The organism is Microbacterium sp. bgisy203 (genome assembly GCF_057706945.1).
In genome coordinates, this window is the sequence record NZ_JBYIPF010000002.1 from 148,962 (window position 1) to 165,690 (window position 16,729).

The 16,729-nt window shown below is 69.6% G+C and carries 12 protein-coding genes and 1 pseudogene; 7 read left to right on the forward strand and 6 right to left on the reverse strand.

Annotated features, from left to right (window positions below):
• The first annotated feature begins 139 nt into the window (after window positions 1-139).
• The 6 genes from guaB to guaA all read left to right on the forward strand — a co-directional run bounded on the left by guaB (window position 140) and on the right by guaA (window position 6,989).
• Entirely contained in the window at window positions 140-1,642 is a 1,503-nt protein-coding gene (gene guaB / locus AC3ENQ_RS04100) for an IMP dehydrogenase (RefSeq protein WP_431801979.1), read from the forward strand.
• 230 nt (window positions 1,643-1,872) lie between these two features.
• Window positions 1,873-2,724: an endonuclease domain-containing protein gene (locus AC3ENQ_RS04105; RefSeq protein ID WP_431801980.1), complete on the forward strand. Its 852-nt coding sequence runs from the start codon at window positions 1,873-1,875 to the stop codon at window positions 2,722-2,724.
• A gap of 121 nt (window positions 2,725-2,845) precedes the next feature.
• Window positions 2,846-3,964, forward strand: a complete 1,119-nt coding sequence (locus AC3ENQ_RS04110) for a GuaB3 family IMP dehydrogenase-related protein (RefSeq protein WP_431802592.1) — start codon at window positions 2,846-2,848, stop codon at window positions 3,962-3,964.
• A 101-nt stretch (window positions 3,965-4,065) separates the two neighbouring features.
• Window positions 4,066-4,875, forward strand: a complete 810-nt coding sequence (locus AC3ENQ_RS04115) for an SURF1 family protein (RefSeq protein ID WP_431802594.1) — start codon at window positions 4,066-4,068, stop codon at window positions 4,873-4,875.
• Window positions 4,876-4,902: 27 nt separating this feature from the next.
• Window positions 4,903-5,409: a DUF3817 domain-containing protein gene (locus AC3ENQ_RS04120; protein ID WP_431801982.1), complete on the forward strand. Its 507-nt coding sequence runs from the start codon at window positions 4,903-4,905 to the stop codon at window positions 5,407-5,409.
• Window positions 5,406-6,989, forward strand: coding sequence for a glutamine-hydrolyzing GMP synthase (guaA, locus tag AC3ENQ_RS04125; protein ID WP_431801984.1), 1,584 nt, complete (start codon window positions 5,406-5,408; stop codon window positions 6,987-6,989). The genes AC3ENQ_RS04120 and guaA overlap by 4 nt, the downstream gene beginning before the upstream one ends.
• Window positions 6,990-7,056: 67 nt before the next feature.
• Here the strand turns inward: guaA and AC3ENQ_RS04130 are convergent, their stop codons facing one another.
• The 6 genes and pseudogenes from AC3ENQ_RS04130 to AC3ENQ_RS04155 form a co-directional block, all read right to left on the reverse strand.
• Window positions 7,057-10,092, reverse strand: coding sequence for an alpha-mannosidase (locus tag AC3ENQ_RS04130; RefSeq protein WP_431801985.1), 3,036 nt, complete (start codon window positions 10,090-10,092; stop codon window positions 7,057-7,059).
• A gap of 22 nt (window positions 10,093-10,114) precedes the next feature.
• Window positions 10,115-11,008, reverse strand: a pseudogene (locus tag AC3ENQ_RS04135) (carbohydrate ABC transporter permease).
• 1 nt (window position 11,009) lies between these two features.
• Entirely contained in the window at window positions 11,010-11,942 is a 933-nt protein-coding gene (locus AC3ENQ_RS04140; RefSeq protein ID WP_431801987.1) for a carbohydrate ABC transporter permease, read from the reverse strand.
• A gap of 7 nt (window positions 11,943-11,949) precedes the next feature.
• Window positions 11,950-13,101 carry an extracellular solute-binding protein gene (locus AC3ENQ_RS04145; protein WP_431802596.1) on the reverse strand — a complete coding sequence of 384 codons (1,152 nt, stop codon included), beginning with the start codon at window positions 13,099-13,101 and terminating at the stop codon, window positions 11,950-11,952.
• 219 nt (window positions 13,102-13,320) lie between these two features.
• Window positions 13,321-14,541, reverse strand: a complete 1,221-nt coding sequence (locus tag AC3ENQ_RS04150; RefSeq protein ID WP_431801988.1) for an ROK family transcriptional regulator — start codon at window positions 14,539-14,541, stop codon at window positions 13,321-13,323.
• 93 nt (window positions 14,542-14,634) lie between these two features.
• Complete coding sequence (locus AC3ENQ_RS04155; RefSeq protein WP_431801989.1) at window positions 14,635-15,537, reverse strand: Bax inhibitor-1/YccA family protein; 903 nt, start codon at window positions 15,535-15,537, stop codon at window positions 14,635-14,637.
• A 170-nt stretch (window positions 15,538-15,707) separates the two neighbouring features.
• Between AC3ENQ_RS04155 and AC3ENQ_RS04160 the strand changes: the two genes are divergently transcribed.
• Window positions 15,708-16,715, forward strand: coding sequence for a glycerophosphodiester phosphodiesterase family protein (locus AC3ENQ_RS04160; protein ID WP_431801990.1), 1,008 nt, complete (start codon window positions 15,708-15,710; stop codon window positions 16,713-16,715).
• The last annotated feature ends 14 nt before the right edge of the window (window positions 16,716-16,729 follow it).

Genomic DNA, 16,729 nt, shown 5'->3' on the forward strand with positions numbered 1-16,729 from the left:
CATCCTGACACGCGTGCGCACGCGTGAGGGAATGTTCTCTCGCGCGCGCGACTTAGAATTGAGTACCGGTTCTCGATGCCGGTTTCGTCGCGGCACAGCCGGGCCGCGGTGCCCGGATCACGGTAGGCAGGGAGAGCACGTGGAGCACAACGACCCGTTCGGATTCGTCGGACTGACCTATGACGACGTGCTGCTGCTGCCGGGCCACACCGACGTCATCCCGTCGGAGGCCGACACCTCTTCCCGGGTCACGCGCCGCATCACCGTCGCGACGCCGCTCCTGTCTGCCGCGATGGACACCGTCAGCGAAGCGCGCATGGCGATCGCCATGGCGCGCGAGGGCGGTCTCGGCATCCTGCACCGGAACCTCTCCATCGCAGACCAGGCCGCCATGGTCGACCAGGTCAAGCGCAGCGAGTCGGGCATGATCACCGACCCGATCACCACGACCCCCGACGCGACGATCGAAGATGTCAACGCGCTCTGCGCCCAATACCGCATCTCGGGGCTGCCCGTCGTCGACGACGAGGGGCGCCTGCTCGGCATCATCACCAACCGCGACATGCGCTTCGTCTCGGGCTTCGAGCGCCAGACAACCAAGGTCCGCGACGTCATGACCTCCGAGGGGCTCGTGACCGGCAAGGTCGGCATCGCCGCCGGCGAGGTCATTTCGCTGTTCGCCCGCCACCGCGTCGAGAAGCTGCCGCTCATCGACGACGACGGCAAGCTTGCGGGCCTCATCACCATCAAGGACTTCGACAAGAGCGAGAAGTACCCCCTCGCCACCAAGGACGAGCACGGGCGCCTGCGCGTGGGAGCTGCGATCGGCTTCTTCGGCGACGCGTGGGAGCGCGCCGAGGCCCTCCGCGACGCGGGCGTCGACGTCATCGTCGTCGACACGGCCAACGGGCAGTCGCAGGGCGTCATCGACATGGTGCGGCGCCTCAAGGCCGACGAGTCGTTCGCCCACATCGACGTCATCGGCGGCAACGTCGCCACCCGCGAGGGCGCGCAGGCGCTCGTCGATGCGGGCGTGGATGCCGTCAAGGTCGGCGTCGGCCCGGGCTCCATCTGCACGACGCGCATCGTCGCGGGCGTGGGTGTGCCGCAGATCACGGCGATCTGGGAGGCGTACCAGGCCGCGCGCGAGGCCGGCATCCCGGTCATCGCCGACGGCGGCCTGCAGTACTCGGGCGACATCGCGAAGGCCCTCGTCGCGGGCGCCGACACGGTCATGCTCGGCTCGCTCCTCGCCGGCACCGACGAGTCGCCGGGCGAGATCGTCTTCCAGGGCGGCAAGCAGTTTAAGCTCTACCGCGGCATGGGGTCGCTCGGTGCCATGCAGACGCGCGGCAAGAAGACGTCGTACTCGAAGGACCGCTACTTCCAGGCCGACATCCCCTCCGACGACAAGCTGATTCCCGAAGGCATCGAGGGCCAGGTCGCGTACCGCGGCCCCGTCTCGGCCGTCGCCTACCAGCTCGTCGGGGGCCTGCGTCAGTCGATGTTCTACGTCGGCGCACGCACGATCGACGAGCTCAAGGCGCGCGGCAAGTTCGTCCGCATCACGGCGGCGGGCCTCAAGGAGTCGCACCCCCACGACGTCCAGATCGTCGTCGAGGCGCCCAACTACAAGAAGTAGGCCGCCGCGCTACAAGACGCAGGCCGCCGCGCGGCGCGTGGGTTGCGGCATCCTGCCCACGTGGTCCGCAGAAAGTCACGTGCTCCGCAGGCGGAACCGGTTGCGGATGCGGAGTACGCGACGATCTGCGGAGTTCATCCGCTCCTCCCCAGCGGCTGATCTGCGCGATCCATCCACATGTCGCCCGATCGACGGCATCCAGCGCGTGCAGAGGGGCGAGGATGCCTGGCATGCCACCTTCGCTCGCCGACCGGATTCTGGGCGTCGCGCTGCACCGCGACCAGTTGCACGCCGAGGGGTACACCGACCGCCAGCTCCGCGCACTCGTCCGCGCGGGCGAGGTCGACGTGCTGCGACGCTCGTGGTTCGTCTCGCGCGCGGCCGATGACGCGGTGCGCGAGGCCGCGCGGCTCGGCGGGCGCCTGACGTGCACGAGCCTCGCCCGTCGCCGCGGGTGGTGGATGCCAGAGGGAATCGGTGACGAGCCGCACCTGCACTTCGTGCCGGGGAGCACCGGTCCGCGCCCCCGAGACACGTGGCCCGGCGTCGCGCACTGGACGCAGCCGCTCGTCCCGCTCGGCCGCTCGCTCGTCGCCGGCGTGGAAGATGCGCTCGCGCACATCGCCCTCTGCCAGAGCCCGGATGCCGCGCTGGCGCTGTGGGAATCGGCATCCCGCGTGGAGAAACTCTCGCCCGAGGCGCTGCGAGGGGTGCGCTGGGCGTCTCGGGCCGCGCGTGACCTCGCCGGGCGGGTGAACGGCCTCGCCGACTCGGGGCTCGAAGTGCTCGTCTGCGCGCCGCTCCGACGCCTCGGCGTGCAGGTGCGGCAGCAGGTCGTGCTCGCCGGAAAACCCGTCGATGTGCTCGTCGGGCGTTGGCTCGTCATCCAGATCGACGGGTGGGCGCACCACTCGAGCTCGGCTCAGAGATCGAAGGACATCGCGCACGATGCCGAGCTGCGACTTCGGGGCTACACCGTTCTGCGGTTCTCGTACGCACAGGTGGTCTACCACCGGGATGCCGTGGAGCGCACGATCCGCCGGGCGCTCGCCGCCGGGCTGCACACGAACTCCGCAGTATGACGCGTACTCCGCAGGCGGGACCGGTTGCGGGTGCGGAGTACATGACGATCTGCGGAGTACGTGCGCCGAAGCCCGCGCCCGAAGCCCGCACCGCAGCGCGGGTAGGCTGGAGGGCGTGAGCATGGAGATCGAGCTCGGCCGCGCCAAGCGCGCCCGCCGCGCGTATGCGTTCGACGACATCGCGGTCGTGCCCTCGCGGCGCACCCGCAACCCCGAAGATGTATCGACGGCCTGGTCGATCGACGCCTACGGCTTCGACATCCCGGTGCTCGGCGCCCCCATGGACTCGGTCATGTCGCCGCGCACGGCGATCATGCTCGGGCAGCTCGGCGGCCTCGGGGTCCTCGACCTCGAGGGCGTCTGGACGCGCTACGACGACCCCGAGCCCCTCCTCGCCGAGATCGCCGCGATGCCCGCGGCCGAAGCCACCCGCCGCATGCAGGAGCTCTACGCCGAGCCGATCAAGCCCGAGCTCGTCCGCGACCGCCTCGCCGAGATCCGCGCGGGGGGCGTCACGGTCGCCGGGGCCCTCACCCCGCAGCGCACGCAGGAGCTCTACGAGACGGTCGTCGCGGCCGGCGTCGACCTCTTCGTCATCCGCGGCACGACGGTCTCGGCCGAGCATGTGTCGTCGGATGCCGAGCCGCTCAACCTCAAGAAGTTCATCTACGACCTCGACGTCCCCGTCATCGTCGGCGGCGCCTCGACCTACACGGCGGCGCTCCACCTCATGCGCACGGGCGCGGCGGGCGTCCTCGTCGGCTTCGGCGGGGGAGCGGCCTCCACGACCCGCGCGGTGCTCGGTGTCCACGCGCCGATGGCGACCGCCGTCGCCGACGTCGCCGGCGCGCGCCGCGACTACCTCGACGAATCGGGCGGCCGCTACGTCCACGTCATCGCCGACGGCGGCGTGGGCACGTCCGGCGACATCGTCAAGGCGCTCGCCATGGGTGCGGATGCCGTCATGCTCGGCGTCGCGCTCGCGCGCTCGACCGACGCGCCCGGCCACAGCTACCACTGGGGTCCGGAGTCGCACCACGCGAAACTACCGCGGGGCAAGCGCGTCGCCGTGGAACAGGTCGGCACGATGGAGCAGGTCCTGTACGGGCCGGCCCCTGTCGCCGACGGCACCACCAACCTCATCGGCGCGCTGAAGAAGTCGATGGCCACGACCGGATACTCGGACCTCAAGGAGTTCCAGCGCGTCGAGGTCGTCGTCGCGCCGTACTCCACGAAGTGATGACGTCAGACCCCCAGGCATCCCCTCGCACGCCCGAGCCCGGCGCCCGCACGTCCGCGCCCGAGCCGCCGGAGGTGTTCCCGCCGACGCTGCGCGAAGTGATGCTCCGGCCCTGGTGGATCGGGATGCTCTTGTTCGCCCTCGTCGTCGCCGGCGTCTTCGCCTGGCTCGGCCAGTGGCAGCTGGGCCGCGCGATCGACACGAATCCGCCGCCCCCCGGCATCACCGAGGACGTGCGCCCCATCGCCGACGTCGTCGCCCCGGGGACGTACCTGCCCGAGCCGCTCGTCGGGCAGAAGGTCGACGTCGCCGGCACGTTCGTCGCCGGTGACTTCCTCGTGGTCTCCTCGCGCTTCAACGGCGGCGACGAGGGTTACTGGGTCACGGGCCAGCTGCGGGTGGACCCGGCCACGCCCGCCGGCGAGGAGGGGCAGATCCCCGACCCGACCTCGCTCGCCGTCGCGATCGGGTGGACGCCGACCCGCGCCGTCGCGGAAGCCGCGGCATCCTCCCTCAACAGCGACCCCGGAAGCGATGATCTTGCCGCCGTCGAGCTCACCGGCCGGCTCATCTCCGACGAGGGCCCGGCGCTGCCTCCGAAGGGCGCGCCGGCGACCGAGATGACCCGCATGTCACCGGCTGCCCTCTTGAGCTGGTGGCACGACACCGACGGGCTCAACGTGTATCGGCCCTACCTGGTGGCGGACGGCGGCGACACGCTGCGGGACGGCCTCGTGCCGATCGATTCGCCGGCGCCCGAAGAGGGCTCGAACGTCAACTGGCTCAACGTCTTCTACGCCGTCGAGTGGGCGATCTTCGCCGGCTTCGCCTTCTACATGTGGTACCGCCTGGCGAGGGATGCCTGGGAGAAGGAGCTCGAGGAGCTCGAGGAGCGGGGTCCGGCGGCCTGACCTCGCCCGGCGACTAGACTGGAGGCCATGCCCCAGCCCAAGCTCGCCACCTTCCCGGCGATCCGCGGCGCGCTGCGCTTCTACCAGATCGCCTCGGTCATCACGGGCGTCATGCTCCTGCTCCTGTGCGCCGAGATGATCATCAAGTACGCCTTCGGCTACGAGCTGTTCCTCGGCGGCTCCGGCGGATTCCTGTGGTTCGCCCCCGTCGTCGAAACCGCGACCGGGCACGAGTCGACCGGCGACGGGGTGAACCTGTCCCTCGGCATCCTCATCGCGCACGGCTGGTTCTACGTCGTCTACCTCTTCGCGTGCTTCCGCGTGTGGAGCCTCATGCGCTGGGGCTTCGGCCGCTTCATCATGCTCGCCCTCGGCGGCATCGTCCCGCTCCTGTCGTTCTTCATGGAGGCCCGCGTCGCCCGCGACGTGAAGGCGTACCTCGCGAAGCGCGAGGCCGACGAGGCGTCCGCGGCGGCATCCGCATCCACAACTCCCGCCCACCCCGCCACCCCCGCCACGGAAGGCAGCCGTTGACCACCCAGACCGAGACCGATCAGCGTCCCGTCCTCGTCGTCGACTTCGGCGCACAGTATGCGCAACTGATCGCGCGGCGCGTGCGCGAGGCCGGCGTCTACAGCGAGATCGTCCCGCACACCGCGACCGCCGACGAGGTCGCCGCGAAGAACCCCGTCGCGCTGATCCTCTCCGGCGGACCGTCCTCGGTCTACGAGGACGGCGCGCCGAGCCTCGACCCCGGCATCCTGCAGCTCGGAGTGCCGACGCTCGGCATCTGCTACGGGTTCCAGGTCATGGCCCAGCAGCTCGGCGGCACGGTCGCGAACACGGGCCTGCGCGAGTACGGCGCGACGGATGCCGTCGTCGCAGGCTCCGGGGGCGTGCTCCTCGCCGGGCAGCCGCAGGACCAGAACGTCTGGATGAGCCACGGCGACCAGGTCTCGGCCCCACCCGAGGGCTTCGAGGTCCTCGCCTCGACCGCCGCGACCCCCGTCGCCGCCTTCGGCAGCGCCGAGAGGTGCTTCTACGGCGTGCAGTGGCACCCCGAGGTGAAGCACTCCGACTACGGCCAGGCCGTCATCGAGAACTTCCTGCACAAGGCGGCGGGCCTTCCCGCCGACTGGAACAGCGGCAACGTCATCGCCGAGCAGGTCGCGCGCATCCGCGAGCAGGTCGGTTCGGGGCGCGTGCTCTCGGCCCTGTCGGGCGGCGTCGACTCCGCCGTCTCGACGGCGCTCGTGCACGAGGCCGTCGGCGACCAGCTCGTCGCGGTGTTCGTCGACCACGGGCTCCTCCGCAAGGGCGAGCGCGAGCAGGTCGAGAACGACTACGTCGCCTCGACGGGCGTCCGACTCATCACGGTCGACGCACGCGAGACGTTCCTGAACGCGCTCGCGGGCGTCAGCGACCCCGAGCAGAAGCGCAAGATCATCGGCCGCGAGTTCATCCGCGCGTTCGAGAAGGTGCAGGCGGACCTCGTCGCCGAGGCCGCCGCCGAGGGCGAGCCGATCCGCTTCCTCGTGCAGGGGACGCTCTACCCCGATGTCGTCGAGTCGGGCGGCGGCACCGGCACCGCGAACATCAAGAGCCACCACAATGTCGGCGGGCTTCCCGAAGACCTCCAGTTCGAGCTCGTCGAGCCGCTCCGCACCCTCTTCAAGGACGAGGTCCGCGCGATCGGTCGCGAGCTCGGGCTACCTGAAGAGATCGTCTCCCGTCAACCCTTTCCGGGCCCCGGCCTCGGCATCCGGATCGTGGGTGAGGTCACCGCTGACCGCCTCGCGATTCTGCAGGATGCCGACGCCATCGCCCGCGAGGAGCTGACCAAGGCCGGCCTCGACGGCGAGATCTGGCAGTGCCCCGTCGTGCTCCTCGCCGACGTGCGCTCGGTGGGCGTGCAGGGCGACGGCCGCACCTACGGGCATCCGATCGTCCTGCGTCCCGTCTCCAGCGAAGATGCGATGACCGCCGACTGGACGCGCCTGCCCTACGACGTGCTCTCGAAGATCTCGAACCGCATCACCAACGAGGTCCGCGACGTGAACCGGGTCGTGCTCGATGTCACCTCCAAGCCCCCGGGGACCATCGAGTGGGAGTGATCTGACCGGATGCCGGGGCCGCGCGCCCCAGCATCCGTCGTTTCCCCCTGTGACTACCCCCCGTGACTCAGCGCGCGATGCGCAGCGTCACGATCTCGAACGGGCGCAGCGCCAGATCGAGGTACGAGAGAGCGTCGTCTACGCCGCTGACCGCGCGGCGCTCCGTCTCCCGTTCGAGCAGATCGGTCTCGACGACGCCGCTGGCCTCGAAGTCGAGCGTGAGTCGGCCCGCGGTGCGCGCGCCGAGGGCTTCGTAGAGCCGCACCACGACGTCGCCGCTGCCGTCCTCGGCGAGTTTGACCGCCTCGACCACGATGCCCTCGCTGTCGACGCGCAGCAGGGGGGCGAGCTCCTCCGCGCCGCCGACGACGGTCCGTTCGGGAAGGTTGATCCGGTATCCCTCAGCGACCGCCGTCCCGACGTCCGCGCCGACGACGAACCCGACGCGCAGGCGGTGACGGCCCTCGTCCTGCGTGGGATCGGGGAAGAGTGCCGACCGGATGAGTGAGAGTCGCACGGTGCTCACCGTGCCCCGGCCGTCCGCGCGCGCGGCGCGGGTGATGTCGTGGCCATAGGTCGAATCGTTGACCACCGCGACGCCGAAGCCCGGCTCGGCGACCCGCACCCAGCGGTGCGCGACCGTCTCGAAGCGGGCGGCATCCCACGAGGTGTTGGTATGGGTGGGGCGCTCGATGTGACCGAACTGGATCTCGGAGGTCGCGGTGTCGGTGTGCACGTCGATCGGGAAGGCGAACTTGAGGAGCTTCTGCGTCTCGTGCCAGTCGATGTCGAGATCGAACGCGACGACGCGCGCGTCGGCGCCGAGGGAGATGCGTTCGGTGAGGTGCGACGACCCGAACGTCCGCTCGACGACGATGGTGTCGTCCTCGACGCGCACCGATGAGGCGTCGACCAGATCGGCGACGTTCTCGCGGTAGTGCACGTCGATGTCCCAGGCATCCCACTGCGTGGGCGTGTCGCGGTGCAGCTGCAGGAGACCCGCAACACTCCCGGGCGCGACGGCCTCGCGTCCCGTGGCCACCTCGACGGCGGAGGTCACCAGCCCGCGACCGTCGACATGCACGCGCAGGATGCCGTTGTCGAGCGTCCACCCGTCGCCGTCCTGCACCGGCGCGGCGAGCGCCGGTGCATCCGTCTTCGCTGACCCGCCGCCGAGGGCCGGCACGCCGCCGCGCGCGTGGGGGGCGGCGTTGACCGTGATGGTCGTCGTCCCCTCGCCGGCGAGGCCGGCGAGGCTCGTCGCGATGATGTCCTCGAGCTCGCGCGCGACGGCCGCGTAATTGCGCTCCGCATCGTGATAGACCCAGGCGATCGACGAGCCGGGCAGGATGTCGTGGAACTGCTGGAGCAGTACGGTCTCCCACGCGCGCCGCAAGCGCTCGGCAGGATAGGTCGCACCCGTGCGCACCGTGGCGGTGGTCGCCCACAGCTCCGCTTCGCGCAGAAGGTGCTCGCTGCGCCGGTTGCCCTGCTTGGTGGCCAGTTGGCTCGTGTAGGTGCCGCGATGGAACTCCAGGTACAGCTCTCCGGTCCAGACCTCGGGGTGCGGGTACTCGGCCTCGGCTGTCTCGAAGAATGCGCGCGGGGTGCTGTGCACGACCTTCGGCGAACCCTCGAGAGAATGGGTGCGCGTGATCGCCTGCGCCATTTCCCGCGTCGGGCCGCCACCTCCGTCGCCGTAGCCGTAGGGGAGGAGCGAGACGTTGGCGCGACCCTTGTCGGCGAAGTTGTGCTCGGCGTGGGCGAGCTCCTTCGCCGAGACGACGGAGTTGTAGGTGTCGACCGGGGGGAAGTGCGTGAACAGGCGGGTGCCGTCGATGCCCTCCCACTGGAAGGTGTGGTGCGGCATGCGATTGGTTTCGTTCCACGAGGTCTTCTGCGTGAGGAACCACCGCGCTCCCGCAGCGGCCGCGATCTGCGGCAGCGCCCCCGTGTAGCCGAACGAGTCGGGAAGCCACACCTCCGGGGTGTCGATGCCGAACTCGCAGAGGAAGAAGCTCTTGCCCGCCACGAACTGTCGGGCGAGCGCCTCACCCCCGGGCATGTTGGTGTCGGATTCGACCCACATGCTCCCGACCGGCACGAAGCGGCCCTCGGCGACGCGCTCGGCGATCCGCGCGAACAGGTCGGGGTAGACCTCTTTGATCCAGGCGTACTGCTGGGCGGAGGATGCCGCGAAGACGACGTCGGGATCTTCGTCCATGAGCGAGAGGACGTTCGAGAAGGTGCGAGCGACCTTCCGTACCGTCTCGCGCACCGGCCACAGCCAGGCCGAGTCGATGTGGGCGTGACCGACCGCGTGGAGGGTGTGTGCGCTTCCGACGGCGGGCCGGGCGAGGAGGGGAGCGAGGATCTCGCGGCCGCGCGCGGCCGTGCCGGCCACGTCGTCGGGATCGACGGCGTCGATCATCCGCTCGAGGCCGACGAGGATCTCGGCGCGACGGGGCGACTGCGGGTCGATCTGGTCGGCGAGTCCTCGCAGCGCGCGCACGTCGGCGAGGAGGGCGGCGACCTCGAGGTCGCGCAGGCGGAGGTCGACGTGGCGCAGGCGGTAGATCGGCCCGGGCCCCGCGGTCGCCTTGTCGCCGAGCGACGTCGGCGCGAAGCTGAACAAGCTCCCGACGTCGGGGTTCGACGCCGCCTCGAGGTAGACGTCGACGGTGCCTTCGGCGGCGACCGCCTCGCTGACCGCGGTGTTCAGCGGTGCGACGCCGCGTACGGGGTGCCCCTCGGCATCCCACACCATTCCCTCGCACTGGAACCCGGGCTGCCCGCTCGTGAAGCCGAGATCGACGACCATCTCCGCCCGCGTCGTCGGAGGGAGGGCACCCTCGCGGCGCCACTCCTCGGGGACGGCGCCCCGCACGCGGAACCATGTCGTGCCCCACGGCCGGCCCCACGCGTCCCCGGCCGAGATCGGCGCGTAGACGCCCGCGGCGGCCTCCGCGAACGGAACCGGCTCGTCGGGGGCCTCCCAGAACTCGAGATCGAGGGGGACAGCGGCGCGATAGACGGCGGGAGTGAGCCGCTCGCGCACGAAACGGTCGATGCGAAGCGCGGCGAGAGAGGAGCGGTCGTGCATGGTGGAGCCTTTCGGGGGAGAGTCAGCCCTTGACCGATCCGGCGAGTGCGAACGCACCGCCGGACAGGCGCTGGACGACGACGTAGAGGACGATCATGGGGGTCGCATAGAGCACGGATTACGCGGCGAGCTGTCCGTAGGCGATGGCCCCGCACTGTCCGAAGAAGTTGAAGATCGACACGGCGGCCGGGAACTTCGACGAGGTGAACAAGAGGACGAAGGGGACGAAGAAGTTCCCCCATGCGGTGGTGAACACGAAGATGAACACGACGCCGATGCCCGGGCGCATGAGGGGCAGGACCACTCTCGTCAGCGCCTGCATCGAGGACGCGCCGTCGACCCAGGCTGCCTCTTCGAGGGAAACCGGTACCGAGTCCATGAAGTTCTTCAGCATCCAGATGGCCATCGGCAGCGACGTCGCCGCCATGAAGAGGACGACCCCCCACACCGAGTCGAGGAGTTCCATGGACACGAACAGGGCGTAGACCGGCACCATCATCGCAGTGATGGGCAGGCCCGTCCCGAAGAGGATCGCGTACATGAACGACTTCTGGAACCGCAGTCGGTAGCGCGAGAGCGGGTAAGCGGCGAGGACGCCCACGATGACGGTGATCGCCGCGGTCCCGAACGAGATCAGGATCGAGTTCAGCAGAGGCTGCCAGGTCAGCTCCCACGTCATGACCTTCGTGTAGTTGTCGACCGTCCACGTCTCGGGCAGCTTCATCGACGTCGTCGCATTCGGATCGAAGGAGGCGAACACGATCCACAGGAGCGGCACGAGGAAGGTCAGACCGATCGCCGCGAGGATGAGCGACGAGAGAAGGGCCTGCGTCCGCTTGCGCGGCGAGGCGACGCTGATCGGCTTCGGCGACGCGGCGCGACGCGTCGTGACGGCTTCGGTCTGGGTGGCGGTCATCTCAGTCCACCTCCGGCTTCAAGAGCTTGATGTACGCGATGGAGAACACCGCGCCGATGAGCAGCGTCACGACGGCGATCGCGGTGCCGTATCCGACCTGTGCGAACTTGAAGGCCTCTTGGTAGGCGAGCACGGGGAGTGTGGAGGATTGGATGCCGGGGCCTCCGCCGGTCATCACCCAGATCAGGGTGAACACGCCGAGGGTCTGCAGGGTCGTCAGCAGCAGGTTCGTCGAGATCGAGCGCCGGATGAACGGGAGCGTGACTCGGATGAAGCGCTGCCACGCGTTCGCTCCGTCGATCTCCGCGGCTTCGGTGAGGTCAGGGGGAACCTCGGCCAGCGCGGCGTTGTAGACCATCATCGAGAAGGCGGTGCCGCGCCAGATGTTGGCGAGGATGACCGACAGCATGGGCAGGTAGTACAGCCACGCCGTCCCTTCCAGGCCGATCCACCCCAGCATGACGTTGAGTGTGCCGTCCTTCGAGAAGAACGCGTACAGCGCGAATGCGGCGACGATCTCGGGGAGCACCCAGGCGAGAACGACGAGGCCGCCGACGAGGGAGCGGAGCGGCTTCACCGCGGAGCGCAGGAGAACGGCCAGCAGCATTCCGAGGAGGTTCTGGCCGATCACGGCGGATGCTAGGACGAACACGACCGTCAGCCACAGCGACATCCAGAAGTCCGGTGAGGACAACAGCGCCGCGTAGTTGTCGAGGCCGATGAACTGGGGGTTCGCGGCGCGGGGTCCGGTGAGGGCCCGGTCGGTGAGCGAGCCGTAGAGCGCGTAGATGATCGGGCCCGCCATGAAGGCGAGCAGGAGCACGATCGCGGGAAGGAGCGGGAGGACGCGAGAGAGGGTGCGGCTGCCACGGCGTGGCCGGGAGGAGTGCTCCCGGCCACGCGTGACCGTGCCGCGCGGGGCGACGGCGGTCATGGGTGGATCAGCCCGCCTGCGTGTTCTCCTCGCCGACGATGCCGACGAGCGCCTGGTCGTACTGCGCCTGGGCATCCTTCGGCGAAGCCTGGCCGGTGAAGACCGACTCGGTGGCCACGGGGATGTTCGACGAGATCTGCGAGTAGTCCGGCGTCGCGGGACGGAAATGCGTGTACTGCACGAGCGAGGAGAAGAACTCGAACGACGGGTTGAAGTCGAGGTACTCCTGGTTCGAGGCGACGTCGGAGCGGACCGCGATCTGGCCGGCCTCCTGGTGGTACATGAGGGCGTTCTCGGGCGTCAGTGCCTGCGCGATGAAGTCGAACGCCGTCTGCGGGTCGGACGCGTTCGCGCCGAGCGCCAGCGTCCAGCCGCCCGACATCGACGTGAATCCGTCACCGCTGCCGTCCTGCGTGGGCATGGCGGCGAGACCCATCGTGTCCTCCCACTCGGGCCACGCGTTGTCGCCCGAGATCCAGTTGCTGGGCAGCCACGAGCCGTCGAGAGCGATCGCGATCTTGCCCTGCGGCAGCAGTTCGTTGCTGACCTTCGAGCCCCAGGCGGCATCGAGCGCGTCGGCCGGGTCGGGGCCGAGGCCCTCGTCGGCGAGCGTCTGATAGAACGACAGTGCGTCGAGGAATCCCGTCGATCCGGTCACCCACTTGTTGCTCGAGGTGTCCATCAACTCATCGCCGGTGCCGTAGAGGAGCATCTCGAAGCCCTGCATCGACGTCGCCTCCCCGAGCGCCTTCGACGCGTAGACGTTGAGCGGGATGACGTCGGGGTTGCTCTGCTTGATCGTGCGCGCCGCCTCGAGGACGTCGTCCCAGCTCTTCGGCGCCCAGTCGGCGGGAAGCCCGGCGGCGGTGAACAGATCCTTGTTGTAGTACAGCCCGCGTGTGTCGGTGCCCAGGGAGACGCCGTACGTCTTGCCGTCGTCGCCGAGGCCGGCCTGTTTGGCGCCGTCGTCGTACAGGTCCCAGCCGTCCCACTTCGCGACGTAGTCGTCGATCGGCTGCAGGTAGCCTGCCGCGGCGTCCGAGCGGATCTGGAAGATGTCTTCGTAGATCACGTCCGGTGCGGTGTCGGGCGACCCGTTCATCAGCGCGAGCTTCGTGAAGTACTGGTCCTGCTCCGCCTCGATCGGGACCAGCTCGATGGTGGTGCCCGAGTTCGCCGCCTCGAACTCCTTCTTCTCCGGTCAATCCGATCGCCAGAGCGGAGATGCCCACCACCCCGAGTGTCGTCATCGATCTCTTCATGCCTAGCTCCTTTGCTGTGACTGTGCGCGGTGCGCCGCACCGACTCTTTTTCTAAAGCAAATGGATTAAAAGGTCAAGATGTTGGCGGGTCACAACGTGACAACGATCGGCGCCGCTCAGCGCGGGTCGATCATGAGGTCGGTGGGACGGGCCGTGAACGCGCTGTCGAGGATCAGGCACGCGGCCCCGAGAGAGGTGACGTCGGTGCCGAGCGCGCTCTCGAACAATGCGATCGGGCGCGTCGTCGTCGACGCGGAGTTCTCCCTCAGCGCTCGCTCGAGCGGCGCCGCGACAGCGGGCGCGATGCGCGCCCACATCGGGCCGCCGATGACCACCGCGTCGGCATCGAGCAGATTGTTGACCAGGACGATCGCGCGCGCGATGGATGCGGCGGTGCGCTCGAACAACGCCGCCGCCGCCGTATCGCCGCGACGTGCGCGCTCGGCGAGCAGACCCAGTCGAAGGCGCAGCTCGGAGGGGGCCGGCAGATCGGCGACCGCGATCCCCTCGCTCTCGGCGACGAGACGCTCGGGTGCGACGGCCACGCCGAGGCATCCGTGTTGTCCGCAGGCGCACCGGGGGCCGTCCGCTTCGACCACGAGGTGCGCGATGTCGCCCGCGTTCCCGGTGCGCCCGTGCACCGGGGTGCCGTCGACCGCGAGTCCCGCTCCGACGCCCGCGCCGTAGTAGAAGTACAGGGCCTCGTTGAGCTGCTGTTCGGCATCCGTCCACAGCTCGCCGACCATCGCCGCGACGACGTCCTTCTCCACCACGACGGCGAGGCCCGTCGCCGCGGCGACGTCGTCGCGCAGCGCGACACCGTGCCAGGCGGGAAGAAGCGGCGGTTCGAGGATCGCGCCGCGCCGCGCGTCGATCGGGCCGGGGACGGCGACGCCGACCCCGAGGATGAGGTCGCGGCGGACCAGGGCGGCATCGAGCAGCGCGTTGATGCGCTCCGCGAGGCCCGCGACCAGTGTCGCGGCGTCGAGGCCCGTCTGCGGGGGATGCTCCCGGTGGGCGACGACCGTCCCGCTGAGGTCGAGGAGCACGATCGTGTCGACGGCGGGGTCGAGGTGGACGCCGACGGCGTATCGCGCCTGAGGGCGCAGCAGCAGCGGGATGCGGGGCTTGCCCTTGCCGGCGATGATCGGCGCGCCCTCGTAGATCAGGCCCTCGGAGACGAGCTTACGTGCGACGTTGCTGAGGGTCTGCGCCGACAGTCCGGTGCGCTCGGCGAGCTCGCTGCGGCTGAGGCCGTCCGGAGATCGGCGAATCAGGTCGAGGACCAGGGTCTGGTTGTATGTGCCGACGGCAGGCAGGTTGGAACCGCGTCTCATGGTGATCCGACCGTACCCCCAACCCGCGCCCGCGCAACGCGAAGGCCCGCCCGGCGTGAGCCGGACGGGCCTTCCTGCGAGACGCGCGAGGCGTCAGTTGTCTCCGCGCAAAATGGCGATGAGGCGGAGCATCTCGACGTAGAGCCAGACGACCGTGACCATGAGGCCGAAGGCGCCGAGCCAGCCGTAGACGCGCGGGGCGCCGTTGCGGGCACCCTGCTGGATGGAGTCGAAGTCCATCACGAGCGAGTACGCCGCGAGCAGCACCACGAAGATGCCGATGATGACGCCGAGCGGGATGCCCGCGACCTTCACCGAGTACATGCCGAACGGGCCGGCGCTGCCGGCGGGGAAGGCGCCCATCCACATCATGATGACGTTGACCAGCGAGAAGACGAGATAGCCGACCATCGCGATCATCCAGATTTTGGTCATGCGCTTCGTGGCGCGCAGCTTGCCGCTCGCGAACAGCGCGAGGGTGACGCCGACGACCGAGAGGGTCGCGAGGGTCGCCTGGACGACGATGCCGGGCCAGATGAAGTCGAAGAACGCCGAGATGCCGCCGACGAAGAGGCCCTCGAAGGCCGCGTAGGCGAAGATCAGGCCGGGGCGGATCTTCTTGCGGGCTGTGAAGGTCACGATCATGGCGAGGACGAAACCGCCGAGCGCGCCGATGATCCACGGGGCCATCGTCGGGACGGGGTAGTCGGCCGTCACGGTCGACATGGTCCAGATCCAGCCGACGACGGCGGTGACGACGAGGATGCCGAAGAGGGCGAGCGTCTTCAGGACGGTGTCTTCGACGGTCATGCGGCCGGTGTCGACCGAGCCGGCGGTCGGGGCGGCGTAGGCGCCCTCGAGCTGCGCCTGCATGGCGGCGTCGACGGTCTGGCCCGAAGCGACGCCGAACTGGGTCTGCGCAGCCGGCGGGGTCAGCCCGGGCCGCTGTTCTTGGAACGCGGGGTTGCTGAAAGCGGGGTTGCTGTTCGAGGCCATTGTGGTCTCTCTCCAATGCGAGGGGTGCCGCGGGCGGGATCCTGCGGATTTCCAGCGTATCGGACGGGCGAAGTCTGCGGCAGGGTGAGCGCTGTGCGTCCGCTGTGAAAAGGTGATGCGACCCGACTCAACTTTGCGGTCGCGGCGGCCGACCTCGCTACCCTGGACGCATGCCGCGTCGTCGTCCGCTCGTGATCGGTCACCGCGGCGCGCCGGGATACCGCCCCGAGCACACCCGCTCCTCGTACGACCTCGCGCTGGCGCTCGGCGTGGATGCCGTCGAGCCCGACGTCGTGTTCACGTCCGACGGCGTCCTCGTCGTGCGCCACGAGAACGAGATCGGGTCGACGACCGACGTCGAAGGCCACCCGGAGTTCGCCGAGCGTCGAACGACCAAGACGATCGACGGCGCGGAGCTCACCGGCTGGTTCACCGAGGACTTCACGTGGGCGGAGCTCCAGACCCTGCGCTGCCGCGAGCGCCTGCCGAAGCTCCGCCCGGCGAGCGCGAGCTTCGACGGCGAGCAGCCGCCGCTCCGGCTCGTGGACGTCCTCGACATCGTGCGCCAGGCATCCCTCGATCAGGGCCGGGAGATCGGCGTCGTCCTCGAGATCAAGCACGCGACCTACTTCTCGCTCCTCGGCTACGACGTCGCGGCGGTGATCGCCGCGACCCTCCGGAGCGCCGGCTGGGCCGACGGGTCGCTGCCGCTGTTCATCGAGGCGTTCGAGTCGACCGTCCTCGCCGATGTGCGCGCCCACGGCATCCGGGGCACATACATCTACCTGCTCGAGGCGGCCGGGAAGCCCTACGACCTCGTCGCCGCGCGCGGTCACACCGCCCCCACGTATCGCGAGCAGGCTGCGCCCGCCGGACTCGACGCCCTCGCCGGGCGGGTCGACGGGATCAGCGTCGACAAGCGGATGATCCTCGACCCCGACCGCCTCGGACGCACCGCGGGGCCGTCGCGCATCGTCGCCGACGCGCACGCGCGGGGCCTACGTGTCTTCACCTGGACGTGCCGCCCCGAGAACAACTTCCTCATCGGACAGTTCCGGCGTGGGCGCGACAAGGCGGCATTCGGCGCCTACGAGGGGGAGTGGCAGGTGATCGCGGATGCCGGGGTCGACGGGGTCTTCGTCGACCACCCCGACCTCGGGCTCGAGTTCTTCCGCTGACGCGCGCTGCGCGC